At 37.5% G+C, this 13,624-nt stretch carries 16 protein-coding genes and 1 riboswitch; of the genes, 15 read left to right on the top strand and 1 reads right to left on the bottom strand.

Features of this window, described 5'->3' with window-relative positions:
- Positions 1 to 34: 34 nt before the first annotated feature.
- From PYW30_RS05530 to PYW30_RS05490, 9 genes are all read left to right on the top strand, one after another.
- Positions 35 to 544 (top strand): metallophosphoesterase, encoded by a 510-nt coding sequence (locus PYW30_RS05530; RefSeq protein WP_042218269.1) that lies wholly within the window; start codon positions 35 to 37, stop codon positions 542 to 544.
- Positions 545 to 564: 20 nt separating this feature from the next.
- Complete coding sequence (cbpB, locus tag PYW30_RS05525) at positions 565 to 1,029, top strand: cyclic-di-AMP-binding protein CbpB (protein WP_042218267.1); 465 nt, start codon at positions 565 to 567, stop codon at positions 1,027 to 1,029.
- Positions 986 to 1,714, top strand: a complete 729-nt coding sequence (xerD, locus tag PYW30_RS05520) for a site-specific tyrosine recombinase XerD (protein WP_042218266.1) — start codon at positions 986 to 988, stop codon at positions 1,712 to 1,714. The genes cbpB and xerD overlap by 44 nt, the downstream gene beginning before the upstream one ends.
- The gene (locus PYW30_RS05515) at positions 1,711 to 2,451 is read left to right on the top strand and encodes a segregation/condensation protein A (RefSeq protein WP_014024835.1); all 741 of its coding nucleotides are present in this window, start codon (positions 1,711 to 1,713) and stop codon (positions 2,449 to 2,451) included. Before xerD ends, PYW30_RS05515 begins: the two co-directional genes overlap by 4 nt.
- Positions 2,444 to 3,013 carry an SMC-Scp complex subunit ScpB gene (scpB, locus tag PYW30_RS05510; RefSeq protein ID WP_023889940.1) on the top strand — a complete coding sequence of 190 codons (570 nt, stop codon included), beginning with the start codon at positions 2,444 to 2,446 and terminating at the stop codon, positions 3,011 to 3,013. The genes PYW30_RS05515 and scpB overlap by 8 nt, the downstream gene beginning before the upstream one ends.
- Positions 3,000 to 3,716 (top strand): pseudouridine synthase, encoded by a 717-nt coding sequence (locus PYW30_RS05505; protein WP_042218262.1) that lies wholly within the window; start codon positions 3,000 to 3,002, stop codon positions 3,714 to 3,716. The genes scpB and PYW30_RS05505 overlap by 14 nt, the downstream gene beginning before the upstream one ends.
- A gap of 86 nt (positions 3,717 to 3,802) precedes the next feature.
- A riboswitch (purine riboswitch) is annotated at positions 3,803 to 3,900 on the top strand.
- Positions 3,901 to 4,057: 157 nt separating this feature from the next.
- A complete protein-coding gene (locus PYW30_RS05500; protein WP_014024832.1) occupies positions 4,058 to 4,651 on the top strand; it encodes a xanthine phosphoribosyltransferase in 594 nt (197 codons plus the stop codon).
- A gap of 17 nt (positions 4,652 to 4,668) precedes the next feature.
- Complete coding sequence (locus PYW30_RS05495; RefSeq protein WP_014024831.1) at positions 4,669 to 5,970, top strand: nucleobase:cation symporter-2 family protein; 1,302 nt, start codon at positions 4,669 to 4,671, stop codon at positions 5,968 to 5,970.
- 291 nt (positions 5,971 to 6,261) lie between these two features.
- Positions 6,262 to 8,370, top strand: a complete 2,109-nt coding sequence (locus PYW30_RS05490) for a MucBP domain-containing protein (protein WP_042218255.1) — start codon at positions 6,262 to 6,264, stop codon at positions 8,368 to 8,370.
- A gap of 77 nt (positions 8,371 to 8,447) precedes the next feature.
- Here the strand turns inward: PYW30_RS05490 and PYW30_RS05485 are convergent, their stop codons facing one another.
- On the bottom strand, positions 8,448 to 8,951 hold the full coding sequence (locus PYW30_RS05485; RefSeq protein ID WP_004257093.1) for a tRNA (cytidine(34)-2'-O)-methyltransferase: 504 nt from the start codon (positions 8,949 to 8,951) through the stop codon (positions 8,448 to 8,450).
- Between the two features lie 500 nt (positions 8,952 to 9,451).
- Between PYW30_RS05485 and PYW30_RS05480 the strand changes: the two genes are divergently transcribed.
- From PYW30_RS05480 to folE, 6 genes are all read left to right on the top strand, one after another.
- Positions 9,452 to 9,967: a dihydrofolate reductase gene (locus PYW30_RS05480; RefSeq protein ID WP_004257094.1), complete on the top strand. Its 516-nt coding sequence runs from the start codon at positions 9,452 to 9,454 to the stop codon at positions 9,965 to 9,967.
- Entirely contained in the window at positions 9,964 to 10,137 is a 174-nt protein-coding gene (locus PYW30_RS05475; RefSeq protein WP_014024827.1) for a hypothetical protein, read from the top strand. The genes PYW30_RS05480 and PYW30_RS05475 overlap by 4 nt, the downstream gene beginning before the upstream one ends.
- A gap of 31 nt (positions 10,138 to 10,168) precedes the next feature.
- Positions 10,169 to 11,407 carry an ATP-dependent Clp protease ATP-binding subunit ClpX gene (gene clpX, locus PYW30_RS05470; protein WP_004257095.1) on the top strand — a complete coding sequence of 413 codons (1,239 nt, stop codon included), beginning with the start codon at positions 10,169 to 10,171 and terminating at the stop codon, positions 11,405 to 11,407.
- 184 nt (positions 11,408 to 11,591) lie between these two features.
- Complete coding sequence (gene yihA, locus PYW30_RS05465; protein ID WP_004257096.1) at positions 11,592 to 12,179, top strand: ribosome biogenesis GTP-binding protein YihA/YsxC; 588 nt, start codon at positions 11,592 to 11,594, stop codon at positions 12,177 to 12,179.
- On the top strand, positions 12,172 to 12,519 hold the full coding sequence (gene folB, locus PYW30_RS05460; protein ID WP_004257097.1) for a dihydroneopterin aldolase: 348 nt from the start codon (positions 12,172 to 12,174) through the stop codon (positions 12,517 to 12,519). The genes yihA and folB overlap by 8 nt, the downstream gene beginning before the upstream one ends.
- A 55-nt stretch (positions 12,520 to 12,574) precedes the next feature.
- The gene (gene folE, locus PYW30_RS05455) at positions 12,575 to 13,624 is read left to right on the top strand and encodes a GTP cyclohydrolase I FolE (RefSeq protein WP_042218249.1); all 1,050 of its coding nucleotides are present in this window, start codon (positions 12,575 to 12,577) and stop codon (positions 13,622 to 13,624) included.

Genomic DNA, 13,624 nt, shown 5'->3' with positions numbered 1-13,624 from the left:
ACGAGGCATGAGTGTTAGCTAAAAGGAGTCTTCAATGTTTGTTGTAATGAGTGATTCACACACTGATCGTGACGTAATTAAAAAAATCAAAAAAAGATATGAAGGCACAGCATCAGCTTTGTTTCATTGCGGTGATTCTGAATTGCCAAGTAATGATGAAATATGGCAAGGGATAAATGTAGTTGCAGGAAATTGCGATTACGATGAAGGCTATTCTGAGATAAAAATGGTGGATGTCGAAGGAAAGAAAGTCCTTATCGCGCACGGCCACCAATTTTATGTTGGCTTAGGGCTTGATCGTTATTCTTACTTTGCAGAAGAAAAAGAAGCGGATATTGCACTTTTTGGCCATATCCATCAGCCTGTTGCACAAATGATAGGAAACACTTTGTATATTAATCCTGGTTCAGTAAGTCAGCCTAGAGGAAATATCAATATAAAAATGTACGCCGTCGTCACAGTATTAGAATATGGCTATAAGGTTTCTTATCGCGATTTAGAGCATCAGGAAATTCCGGGTCTACAATTTACTTTTGAGCTTTAGAAAAAAGAGGTAGAGTGAAAATGATTGATAAAGCTATTGAAAAATATTTCTTAGAACAAAGCGAAACATTTATAAAAGAGGCTGATGACGTAGCTATTTTATGTGACGAACACAATATTTCTCATGCAAAATTATTGCTCAGTCAGTATAAATATTCTAGAGTACCTGTCCTCACTAAAGATAAAGAGTTTGTAGGCGTTTTAGGGCTTGCAGATATTGTCGAATTTGAGATGGGTGAAGATTTCTTTTATGAAAAATCGATGAATACACCTATAGCGGAGATTGTGGACACTGAAATAGAAACAGTATCCCCTTCAGCACCTTTGGAAGAGATCTTGCATAAATTGGTCAAAGAGCCTTTCTTGCCTGTGGTAAAAAGAACCGAGTTTGTGGGGATTATTGCACGTCAAGAAATTCTCAAAGCCATTAACGCTTTTGCCCATGAATTTAGTAAAAAATATGATATTATCGAACGAAATTCCTAATTTTTTAGAGAGCAAAAATTTCTCAGCAAATACCAAATCAAATTATCTTTATGATTTACGAAATTTTGCCGAGTTTTTTGAGAAAAGAACAGTTTCTCGTGAGTCGCTCATGCTTTATCGCCAGTCTTTGAAAAAATTGGCTGTGGCAGCACAACGCCGCAAGATATCAAGTGCAAATCAGTTTCTACTCTATCTTTATGATAAAAATTTACTGAAAGAGTATCATAAAATTCAGCAGGTAAATGCGCCAAAGAAAGAAGTAAAGAAAAAATTAGAAATCAAGAATATGTCATCCGTTTATAAACCGGTGACTTCTCCTGGTCATTTCTTAGCATTTTTAATCCTTGAGTTTGGTTTAACTTTTTCAGAAATACAGCACTTACGGTGGGAAAATTTCAACTGGAAATTCCGAATTCTTACTGTTGAGAAAGCTGGATTAAAGCGTGTCTTACCAATACGTGATAAGTTTGCACTCTATACCCAAAGAATAAACAACGCGGATGAATTGTTTACCAAATCACGTCAATTTCTTTATTTAGAACTAAAAAAATATACGGATTTGACAGCAAAAGAATTACGCGAACAATATATCTTACAGCAAGTGCGGCTGGGCAAAACCGTATACGAATTAGCAGAAGCTCTAGGGCTATCTACAACAACTACTTTAGAGAAATACTATAAATGAGTGAAGAAATAAAGATAAAAATCAATGATTTTGAAGGCCCTTTAGATTTACTTTTGCACTTGGTTGGGCAATATAAAGTTGATATTTTTGAGGTACCTTTGGTTCCGATCATTGAGCAATATTTGAACTTTTTGAAGGCTATGAAAACCTTGGAGTTAGAAATTGCCAGTGAATATATGGTCATGGCGAGTCAGTTAATGCTGATAAAATCCCGTCGTCTTTTACCTACAGTTGCTGAAGAATTCATCGAAGATACTGAACAGCTTGAACAAGATTTGCTGGCACAAATCGATGAGTATCGAAAATATAAAGCTTTATCCCAAGATATCGCCCAGATGCATGAGGCACGTAGCCAGTATTATTCCAAAGCTAAAACGGAAATTATTGGTGAAGATGCGGTACTTTTACAAGATCATAACAGTCTGGATTTATTTTTGGCCTTCAGCAATGTTTTGGCCTTACAAAAACAGTCCTTTACAGATGAAAATACAACAATAGAGGCAGAGAAATTCTCAATTTCCGATAAAATAGTGGAGTTGTCCCGTTACTTTTTAAAGAAAAAGACGTGCAAGTTTAGTTCTTTATTTTCGAAGAAGACATCGAAAGAAGAGCTTCTGACCACTTTCATGGCTTTGTTAGAGCTCATAAAAACACAACAAGTAACGTTTAAACAAGAAAAAGTTTTTGGTGAAATTCTATTAGAAAGAGGACAAACGAAAGATGAACAATCTGAATAAGACAGCCACTTTGGAACTGTTACTCTTTGTTGCGGGTGAAGAAGGGCTGGAGTTAAACCAATTATCAGAGCTTTCGGGTATGAGTAAGTTTGCTTGTGAACAACAAATTGAGCGCCTTATTGAGAAGTATCAAGGCGATGAAGAATCTGCGCTAACCATTATCGAAACAGCTGGGAAATATAAATTAGCAACGAAAGATAGCTTTGCAGACATCCTTAAAAACTATGCGAAGACACCCCTCAATCAAAGTCTTTCACGTTCTGCCTTAGAAGTACTTTCGATTATTGCCTATAAACAGCCGATTACGCGCCTGGAAATCGATCAATTACGTGGTGTCAACTCTAGTGGAACGCTCTCAACACTGCGTGCTTATGATTTGGTAGAAAAGACAGGCACGCTTGAAGTCGTTGGTCGTCCAGGACTTTATGGCACAACAGAGTTCTTTTTAGATTATATTGGTATCAATGACTTGTCAGAGCTACCAGAAATAGATGAAAGCCAATTTATTGGCGAAAAACAAGTATTATTTAACGAAAATGAGGAATTAAATGAGAATCAATAAATTTTTGGCACATGCAGGTGTTGCCAGTCGACGTAAGGCAGAAGAACTTATTCTATCAGGAAAAGTTTCTGTCAACAACGTTACAATGACCAATCTGGGCTATCAAGTAGAATCAGGAGATAGTGTTGAGGTCAACGGTGTAGCTGTTTATAACGAAGAACCTGTTTATTATATGCTGAACAAGCCGCGTGGCTATATCTCTAGCTCAAGCGATGATAAGGGCCGTCAAACCGTTATGGATTTACTCCCTTCAGGAAAGGAACGCATTTACCCTGTCGGACGTTTAGACTGGGATACAAGTGGTCTTTTGTTGCTGACCAATGATGGAGAATTTACAAACTTAATGACACATCCGCGCCACGGTGTTGAAAAGGTTTATATCGCTAAGGTTGAAGGGCAAGCCAATAAGGAAAACTTGCGTCCCTTGACCCTAGGCATGACCATCGATGGTAAAAAGGTGAGCCCAGCACGTTATGAGATTATGAAACAGGACAAGGCGAAAAACAGCTCGCTTGTTAGCTTGACCATCCATGAAGGACAAAATCATCAAGTGAAGAAAATGTTTGCTGCAGTTGGTTTACCTGTCCAAAAACTTAGCCGTGTTCAATACGGACCGTTAAGTTTAGATGGATTAGTCCCTGGTCGCTACCGTCGCTTAACCAAAAAAGAAGTTTCACAATTGGTAAATGAAGCTAAAAAATAAGTAATTTCCGAACAATTCTGATGAATATTTGAAAAAATTTTATTTATTTCGATATTTTCTTGCTAAAAATAATAAAATGCGATATACTGTATCAATATTAAAAATCTTATTTATGCTTAGGATATGGCTAAGTGTTTCTACCCTGCACCGTAAAGGCAGGACAATAAGAGGATTCTATTTGTGCAGTTTTATCTTTAAATAGAAACTTTCATCGTTTAAGTTTAAAGGTCGTAAATAATATCTTCTTTTTGTCGTCTAGAAATACTCTACCTTATCGGGTAGAGTTTTTGTGCGTATTAAAACCAAAGCCAGTCTTGAGGATAAATGTTATAGGAGAAGTTATGAAGTTATTGGAAAATCGTATCGCAATTGATGGGCAAGTTTTGGGAGACCAAGTATTAAAAGTGGACAGCTTCCTTACACATCAGGTCGATTATGAGTTGATGAAAGCGATTGGTGTACGCTTTGCTGAAGTTTACAAAGATAAAAATATCACTAAAGTTGTAACGATTGAAGCAAGCGGTATTGCACCGGCGCTTTATGCAGCAGAAGCACTTGGTGTACCCATGGTTTTTGCTAAAAAATCCAAAAATATCACAATGAACGAAGAATTATTGACAACAGAGGTCTTTTCATTTACAAAACAAATTACTTCAACAGTTTCAATTTCTCGTAAATTTATTTCTTCTGAAGATACTGTTTTGCTTGTGGACGACTTTTTGGCAAATGGTCAAGCTGCGCTTGGTCTCGAAGAGCTGATTAAACAAGCAGGTGCACAAGTTGCCGGTATCGGTATTGTCATTGAAAAGAGTTTCCAAACAGGACGCGACCTCTTGATGGAGAAAGGCTTAACAGTGACTTCTCTAGCCCGTATTGAAAAGTTTGAGTCAGGTCAAGTCGTCTTTGCACCAGCAGATGATGCTGCTTGGGATTAAGAAGGAGAAGGGAAGAAATGTTTAATACAAAAAGACAAGCCAACGGTCAAGCTGCAGTTTTAGGTTTGCAGCATTTACTTGCGATGTACTCGGGCTCAATCTTAGTACCCATCATGATTGCCTCAGCTTTAAATTATAGTGCTTTGCAGTTAACCTACTTAATTTCAGCTGATATTTTTATGTGTGGTTTAGCGACTTTGTTGCAATTAAAGATGACCAAAAACTTTGGGATTGGTCTTCCAGTTGTCTTGGGTGTTGCTTTTCAGTCCGTTGCGCCATTGATTATTATTGGCCAAAAGCATGGTGATGGTGCGATGTTTGGTGCCTTAATTGCCTCAGGTATTTTCGTTATCGCTTTTGCAGGTGTTTTCTCTAAAATTCGTAAATTCTTCCCACCACTTGTGACTGGTTCAGTAATTACCACGATTGGTTTAACTTTAATTCCTGTTGCGGTAGGAAATATGGGAAATAACGAAGCATCTCCTACAGCCAACAGTCTCTTACTTGCGGGATTTACCATCTTAGTCATTGTCTTGGTAAATATCTTTGCCACAGGCTTCATTCGTTCTATTGCTATCTTGATTGGTCTAGTTGCAGGAACAATTTTAGCAGCCAGCTTACATATGGTGGACTTCTCTGCGATCAATCAAGCACCTTGGGCCCACTTGCCGATTCCTTTCCGCATGGCAATGCCCCGTTTTTATCTGGTGGACTGTTTGATGATGATTATTATCGCCATTGTTTCAATGGTTGAATCAACAGGTGTTTACTTGGCTTTGTCTGACTTGACGGGTGAGGAACTATCTGAAAAACGTTTGCGTAATGGCTATCGCTCAGAAGGTCTCGCTGTTTTGCTTGGCGGAATCTTCAATACTTTCCCCTACACAGGTTTCTCACAAAATGTTGGCTTAGTACAATTGTCAGGTATTAAATCACGTAAGCCTATTTATTTCACTGCTGGCTTCTTGATTGTTTTAGGCTTGATTCCTAAGTTTGCGGCAATTGCTCAACTTATTCCAGTTCCCGTACTTGGTGGAGCCATGCTCATCATGTTTGGAATGGTTGCCATGCAAGGTGTGAATATGCTTGGAACAGTAGATTACAAAGATAATCAAAACCTGCTTATCGTTGCTGTTTCAGTTGGAATGGGCGTTGGTTTTAACTCAAGCAACCTTTTTGTAAGTCTACCAAGTTGGGCACAAATCTTCCTTTCTAATGGAATTGTTGTAAGTACTGTTTCAGCTATCTTGCTTAATCTCGTTTTAAATTCAGAGCGTAAATCAAAAGTCAACTTAACTTCAACAGAATTCACACAGTAAAATAAAGAACATAAGAAAAACAGCCCGTTATAACGAGCTGTTTTTCTTATGTTCTGAGGTTCAAAAAGCATATTTCAATAAAAGTACGGTTTTTCTAACACATCTCTTTTCACATAAGCGATACATCTTCATTATACCTTTATTTTCTTGTCTGTGCAATAGCCCATAAATGATTTTCTATGAGAAACGACCGGTTAGAAAAGCAGGATTACCAGGAGTATCGAGGTTTTTTGTTTCCAACAAACCGTACTTTTTCGCGCAAACGAAATATCAAGGGAAATTGGATGAATAATGAAAAAAATGACTCAGGCCATTGCTTTAAGCACGATAGTATTGGGAGCTCTCTCACCAACATTACAAGTTATTGCTGAAACTCCGAAAATCGCAGAATCACCAGCAGTAACCACAGAGCTTTCATCAGAAAATGTTGAAGTCCAAGCGGACTCTAATGACATTGCATCAGGAACTTTTGGGACAGCACCATGGAGAATTGATTCATCTGGTGTGTTACATATTGGAGCTGGAACATTTTCTGACACCCCAGTTAACCAAAACGGAGCAAGACTGAGTCCTTGGTATCAATGGAGCAAACAGATAACAAGTATCCGTTTTGAAGGTGATGTTATTGCTGGAAATATACTCAGTAATCTATTTGATTATTTAGCAAATGTCACTCATATTGAAGGTATTGAAAAGCTTAATACTTCTCATACCACTGAGATGCAACGGGTGTTTGGCGGTTGTGCGAGCTTGACGAGTCTTGATTTGACTTCTTGGGATGTATCGAATGTTACAACAATTTTTTCTTTTCTTAATGGTGCGACAAATATGGAATCGTTAAACGTTTCTAATTGGAATGTTTCGAATATGATTGCAATTACTTATGCTTTTTCGGAAATGCCCAAATTAAAGGAACTCGACTTGTCTCAATGGCGATTAACCCCTTTATATTCTGCCCAAGGTGTCTTTATGGGAGATTCTTCTCTAGAAGCTCTTGATCTTTCGGGTTTTGATATGACACAACTCGAAAATTCATGGATAACAGGTTATGAGATGTCGCGTTTCTTCCAAAATACAACTTCTTTAAAGGTGCTAAAACTTAGCGATAAATTCCGTTTTTGGGTTACGGATAGTGTGAACGTGGAGCTTCCAGAAATTTCAGCAAACAATCAATATACAGGGAAGTGGCAAAATGTTGGTACAGGTTCGCTTACGCATCCGCAAGGAGCTGATGTTTGGACAAGTAAGCAACTCACTCAAAGCTTCAATGCGAATGCGAAGAACGATACCTATGTATGGCAGCCTTACACGATATCCGCAGGCGATGTGACTGTGAAGTACGTCGATACAAAAGGCACGCCTATTGCAGATGATGTCATAAAATCAGGAAATATTGGTGAAGCTTATACAACAGAACAAAAAGATATTCCAGGCTATACTTTTAAGGAAGTTCAAGGTGATCCATCCGGTAAATTTACAGATCAACCTCAAACAGTGACGTATGTTTATGAAGAGACTAAAGACCAATCAACAGTTATTGTACACGATTCAGAGTTAACAGTTGGTGAGGCATGGCAACCAGAAGATAACTTTGACAGTGCCACAGATTATTATGGCAATACGGTTCCTTTTTCAGATATAAGTGTTGAAGGGCAAGTCGATACGGCAAAAGCAGGAACTTACAAAGTCACGTATACAAGATTTGTACCTAATTTATTTTCAAACTCTGAAAATCAAGGGACATATTCTGCTGTTGCTACAGTTACTGTAAAAGAAGCTCAACCGGTAAAAGGTGGGGATATTACTGCCAAATACGTGGACACAGAGGGTCTTGAAATTTCTAATGATGTGGTAAAAGTAGGAAATATTGGTGAAGCGTATACAACAGAGCAAAAAGATATTCCGGGTTATACATTTAAAGAGGTTCAAGGTAATGCATCAGGTAAGTTCACTGCTCAAGCTCAAACTGTAACTTATGTTTATACGAAAAATGAACTCCCCCATGTGAGTGGAACAGTCCTTGTCAAATATATAGATACGAATGGCCATTCACTTTCGGAAGATATTGTAAAATCAGGAGCTATTGGAGAAGGTTATAGCACTGAAAAGAAAGATATTAAGGGCTACACTTTCAAAGAAGTGCGTGGTAATGTTGCAGGTTGTTATACAAACCAAGTACAGACGGTCACTTATGTCTATACAAAAAATAAGTCGATTTCTCAAGTAACTGCAACTCCTCAAGGTGAAGAAAAAGATCCAAGCGCTTCAGCAAAGCAAAAATTTTTGCCTAAGGCAGGCGAAAATGAAGGCATGACTCTCATTAGTTTTATTTTAGGACTTACTTTCTTGGCCTTAGCCCTGTTTGGACTTACACTTCGTATTAAGAAAATCAAGAAATAATAAAAAACGGAAGTTACATAATGTAACTTCCGTTTTGATGTATATTTCTTTTCTCTTTTAGAGAAGAAAAAGTAAATTTATTTAAGTTTGTCATTTTCATAAGTATGCTTAAGTTCCAAACCAGCAAATTCTTGTTGACGAAGCGCTTCATAGACAATCATACACGCAGTATTAGAAAGGTTGAGACTACGTACATGTTCATCGTTCATTGGGATGCGAATACATTTTTCAGCATTTTCCCGCATAAAGTCTTCTGGTAAACCAGTATCTTCTCGTCCAAAGAGGAAGTAATAGTCTTCTGAAGTTTCCGTATAATCAACATCTGAATATACTTGATCTGCAAATTTGCTCACTAAGAAGAGTTTTCCATCCACATGGTTGATAAAATCTTCCAGATTTTTATGGTAGACAATGTTGACCTGATCCCAATAGTCCAATCCAGCTCTTTTGAGATTTTTGTCGGTAATTTCAAAGCCAAAAGGCTCAATCAAATGTAAGGTAGTATTAGTAGCTGCGCAAGTCCGCGCAATATTTCCAGTGTTAAAATGGATACGTGGTTCAAAAAGTGCAATATGATTCATAATTTTCTCCATTCCGTTTTTGTAAGGGTTTTACATTTTTACAAAAATAAAAACTAGGTAGCTCGGAGTATGGTCTCAGCGAGCAGCCTAGTTGGGGGACTAATTTGCTTTAATCATAACAGGGTTGATTGAAACAAATTAATTGATAGAGTAATCTTAACACATCTTTAAGGAAAAGTAAAGGAAATAATGGAAATTTTTTACATTTTTTTCCGAATAAGAAAAATTAAAGTAAAAAAAGGTGTTTTTTGGTATAATAGGAAAGGTAATTCTATCCCTCAAAGCAGAGAAAAAGCTTCTGAGAGAACAGCGAGAACTTAACTGTTCAAACGGTTAATAAATAAGGTTTTGAAGAATTCTTTATGAATTTTGTCAGCTATTTGTGTATTAAAGAATATCAAAGAGTTGGCCTTAAAATCCCAAAAGAAAGGAACATCTTTGTTTAAGAGGATGACTGGCTTTTCCAAGCAATTGAAGAAAAGCAACGTAGGTGAAATAAAATGATTTACGCAATCTGGGCAGAGGACGAGAAAAAAGTAATTGGCATCGATGGTCATTTACCTTGGCGCTTACCTGCTGAACTCGAACATTTTAAAAAGACAACGTATCATCAAGCAATTTTGATGGGCCGCAAAACCTTTGAAGGCATGAATAAGCGTGTGCTTCCTGGACGTATCACTATCGTTCTTACAAGAGATGAAACTTATCCCAAAGAAGATAACGACCGTGTCCTAATCATGCATAGTGTATCCGAAGTTGTAGAATGGTATAATAATCAAGAGCGTGATTTATATATCATTGGCGGATCAGAGATGTTCCTTCTTTTCGAAAATGAGCTATCAGCGCTCTATAAAACGGTTGTTCATGGAGAATTTGCAGGGGATACTTATTTCCCTGATACGTTTGATTTTTCGAAGTATGTGAAAGTGTCAGCGGATTATCACAAAAAAGACGCGCAAAATCCTTATGACTTTACCGTTGAAAAATATGAGCGGAAGGAGAAACAAAAGCCGTGACAAAATCTATTTTTGGCTTATTTACAGCTGTTTTATGCGCAATCTGTGTAATCCTTGCACTGCAATGCTTCCGCAAAAAGCGCTGGGGCTTAGGAACTATTTTTCTTCTTAATGCCTTTACGAATATTGTAAATTCCATTCATGCTTTTTTTGGAACTTTATTTTCCTAAAAATGTTTAAAATCTAGAAAAAGAGAAATAAATGTCTAACGATACAAAAGAAAACGAAAATATATATTGTTCATTCTGTGGCAAGAGCCAACCAGAAGTAAAGAAACTTATCGCCGGTGTTGGTGTTTATATTTGTGACGAATGTGTGGAACTATCGAGCCATTTGATTGAAGAAGAAATGCGAGAGGAAATGGCTCAAGAATTTGAAACTACTCCTGTAATGACCCCAAGAGAAATGTTGGATCATCTTAATGGTTACGTTATCGGACAAGAGCGTGCAAAACGTGCGCTTGCTGTTGCTGTTTATAATCATTATAAACGTATCAATTTTACAGGTAAAGATGACGAAGAAGTTGAACTCCAAAAGTCTAATATCTTATTGATTGGTCCTACAGGTTCAGGGAAAACCTTTTTGGCACAAACTTTAGCTAAATCGCTTAACGTTCCTTTTGCCATTGCTGATGCAACAAGTTTGACGGAAGCGGGTTATGTCGGTGAAGATGTCGAAAACATCTTGCTCAAGCTGCTTCAAGCCAGCGATTTCAATATTGAGCGTGCGGAGCGCGGTATCATCTACATTGACGAGATTGATAAAATTGCTAAAAAATCCGAAAATGTTTCTATCACTCGTGACGTTTCCGGTGAAGGTGTTCAACAAGCCCTCTTGAAAATTATCGAAGGTACAGTTGCGAGTGTCCCTCCACAAGGTGGGCGTAAACATCCTAACCAGGAGATGATTCAAATTGATACCAAAAACATTCTCTTTATTGTGGGCGGAGCCTTTGACGGTATTGAAGAAATTGTCAAACAACGCTTAGGTGAGAAAATTATTGGCTTTGGAACAAATAATAAAGCCTTGGCTGACAATGAATCATATATGCAGGAAATCATTGCTGAAGATATTCAAACTTTCGGATTGATTCCTGAATTTATTGGGCGTTTACCTGTAGTTGCTGCACTTGAACGTTTGACAGAAGCTGATCTTATCAGTATCTTGACTGAGCCTAAAAATGCTCTCATCAAACAATACAAGCAGTTGTTAAGCTATGACAATGTGGAACTGGAATTTGAGGATGCAGCTTTGCATGCCATTGCTGAAAAAGCTATTGAACGTAAAACAGGTGCACGTGGCTTACGTTCAATCATCGAAGAAGTGATGATGGATATCATGTTTGAAATACCAAGTCATGATAATATTGAAAAAGTGATTATTACGGAAGCAGCTGTGCGTGATAAAGCAGAAGCAGAAATCATTTATATTCAAAAATAAAAAACAGAAAATCATGAGTGCTCATGGTTTTCTTGTTATTATCCTTGATTTTGCCTTAGCAAATGAGAAGGATAATAGGCAGGGAGTGAAGCGATTTATGCTACTTCTTCCCCAAAAAAAGACTTTAAATAAACCTTGCGCAGCTATCTAAAGATAGGTTGACACACAAGGAAAGAGAGAAATAATGAAAATAAACCCTAATAATTTACAACTGACGATTTCAGCAGCCTCTGCCAAGCAGTATCCAGAGACAGATATGCCGGAAATTGCTCTTGCTGGTCGCTCCAACGTTGGAAAATCGAGCTTTATCAATACTTTATTAAACCGTAAGAACTTTGCCCGTACCTCAAGTTCGCCAGGTAAAACACAGCTCCTTAATTTTTACAATGTAGACGATACGGTTCATTTGGTAGACGTTCCAGGATACGGCTATGCTCGTGTTTCGAAAAAAGAGCGTGAAAAGTTCGGCAAGATGATTGAAGAGTATCTCACAACAGCACCTAATCTTAAAGCTGTTGTCGCTCTCGTTGATTTGCGTCACGAACCCTCTGAAGATGACAAACTGATGTATACTTTTTTGAAGTTCTATGATATTCCTGTAATTTTAGTTGCAACGAAGGCTGATAAAATTCCCCGTGGCAAGTGGAACAAGCACGTTTCAGTGATCAAAAAAGCATTGCAATTTGACAGCACAGATGATTTTGTGATCTTTTCAAGCTTTGATAAAACAGGAATTGATGAGGCTTGGAAAGCCATTGAACAATATGTATAAGATTAAGATTAATAATATGAAATTCTTTTCGCATATCGGAGTTTTACCGGAAGAAAAGATTTTGGGACAAAATTTAGAAATTGACTTGATTGTTACCACGAATTTTTCCTATTCGGGTTTAGATGAACTTGATGAAACTTTGAGCTATGTTGCTTTTTATGAAAAAATTGCGGAAATAATTGAAGTCTCACGTGCAGATTTGATTGAAAAATTGGCTTTCGATATCATTCAAGCCATTAAAGAAAACAACAAAGTGGAAACAGTAGAAGTACATGTCCGAAAATTGGCTGTACCTATTGCAGGAATCTTTGACAATGTCGAAATTGAAATGGTCGGTTAAAATATTTAACTTTTAGAGAATATTTACGGCTTTCTAAGGGGGAAACAAGAAAGTGATGCAAACGGTTTATTTGAGTTTAGGGAGTAATATCGGAGACAAGCAAGCTTATTTACAAGATGCAGTAAGTTTATTGGGCCAGAATTCGGCTATTTTAATAGATAAAAAGTCAAAGTTTTATCAAACTTCACCTGTTGGGGGTGTGGAACAAGATAACTTTGTCAATATGGCAGTGAAGATTTCAACGACACTTGAAGCGAAGCAGTTATTGGCGTTAATTCACGAAATTGAAGCCAAATTAAAGCGTGTACGCAAGATTCATTGGGGCCCACGTACGATAGACATTGATATCTTATTTTACGGCAACGATCAGATCTCAGAGGAAGATTTGATTGTTCCACATAAAGAAGTTTTTAATCGTCTTTTTGTTCTTGTCCCCCTTTTGGAAATTTTAGAGCCGGGTTTCTCACACGAACATGAAGTGAAACAAGCCATTGAAAAACTCAAAAATACAGAACAAGAAATAGTAGAGCTACCGACGGAAAAGCCCGCTAGAAAACGTATTGAGTTTGCTGTACGAGAAATTCTCTCTGCTGTAGGTGAAGATCCTGACCGGGAAGGTCTATTAGAAACACCAGAGCGTGTAGCCAAAATGTATGAAGAGATACTCTCTTCACAAAAATTAACGCAATTTGAGGAGTATAAACTCTTTAAGATTGAAAAAACAGACCAGGATCAAACTATCTTAATCAAGGATATTCCCTTTTACTCGATGTGCGAACATCACATGTTGCCTTTCTTTGGTAAGGCCAACGTAGCCTATATCCCTAAAGACGGTAATATTATAGGCTTGAGCAAGATTCCACGCTTGGTCAACTATGTTTCGCATAAACTTTCAGTGCAAGAAAACATTACGCGAGACATAGCGGAAATTTTAAATGACATCTTAGAGCCCAAAGGTGTTGCGGTTGTTGTCGAAGCACGTCATATGTGTGTGGAAATGCGCGGTGTTAAAAAAGGAAATTCTCAAACAAAAACCTCTTTCTTTATGGGAGAATTTGAAGAAAACAGAGAAACACGTCTTGAATTTTTAGAAAGCTTGAATTGA

Source organism: Lactococcus garvieae subsp. garvieae, from assembly GCF_029024465.1.
In the GTDB taxonomy this organism is placed as follows: Bacteria; Bacillota; Bacilli; order Lactobacillales; family Streptococcaceae; genus Lactococcus; species Lactococcus garvieae.
This window is presented reverse-complemented; position numbering and strand designations above follow the sequence as displayed.

Coding starts and splice junctions, on each gene's coding strand:
- PYW30_RS05530 (WP_042218269.1), top strand. CDS start 35: ATGTTTGTTGTAATGAGTGATTCACACACTGATCGTGACGTAATTAAA.
- cbpB (WP_042218267.1), top strand. CDS start 565: ATGATTGATAAAGCTATTGAAAAATATTTCTTAGAACAAAGCGAAACA.
- xerD (WP_042218266.1), top strand. CDS start 986: ATGAATTTAGTAAAAAATATGATATTATCGAACGAAATTCCTAATTTT.
- PYW30_RS05515 (WP_014024835.1), top strand. CDS start 1,711: ATGAGTGAAGAAATAAAGATAAAAATCAATGATTTTGAAGGCCCTTTA.
- PYW30_RS05505 (WP_042218262.1), top strand. CDS start 3,000: ATGAGAATCAATAAATTTTTGGCACATGCAGGTGTTGCCAGTCGACGT.
- PYW30_RS05500 (WP_014024832.1), top strand. CDS start 4,058: ATGAAGTTATTGGAAAATCGTATCGCAATTGATGGGCAAGTTTTGGGA.
- PYW30_RS05495 (WP_014024831.1), top strand. CDS start 4,669: ATGTTTAATACAAAAAGACAAGCCAACGGTCAAGCTGCAGTTTTAGGT.
- PYW30_RS05490 (WP_042218255.1), top strand. CDS start 6,262: ATGAAAAAAATGACTCAGGCCATTGCTTTAAGCACGATAGTATTGGGA.
- PYW30_RS05485 (WP_004257093.1), bottom strand. CDS start 8,951: ATGAATCATATTGCACTTTTTGAACCACGTATCCATTTTAACACTGGA.
- PYW30_RS05480 (WP_004257094.1), top strand. CDS start 9,452: ATGATTTACGCAATCTGGGCAGAGGACGAGAAAAAAGTAATTGGCATC.
- clpX (WP_004257095.1), top strand. CDS start 10,169: ATGTCTAACGATACAAAAGAAAACGAAAATATATATTGTTCATTCTGT.
- yihA (WP_004257096.1), top strand. CDS start 11,592: ATGAAAATAAACCCTAATAATTTACAACTGACGATTTCAGCAGCCTCT.
- folB (WP_004257097.1), top strand. CDS start 12,172: ATGTATAAGATTAAGATTAATAATATGAAATTCTTTTCGCATATCGGA.
- folE (WP_042218249.1), top strand. CDS start 12,575: ATGCAAACGGTTTATTTGAGTTTAGGGAGTAATATCGGAGACAAGCAA.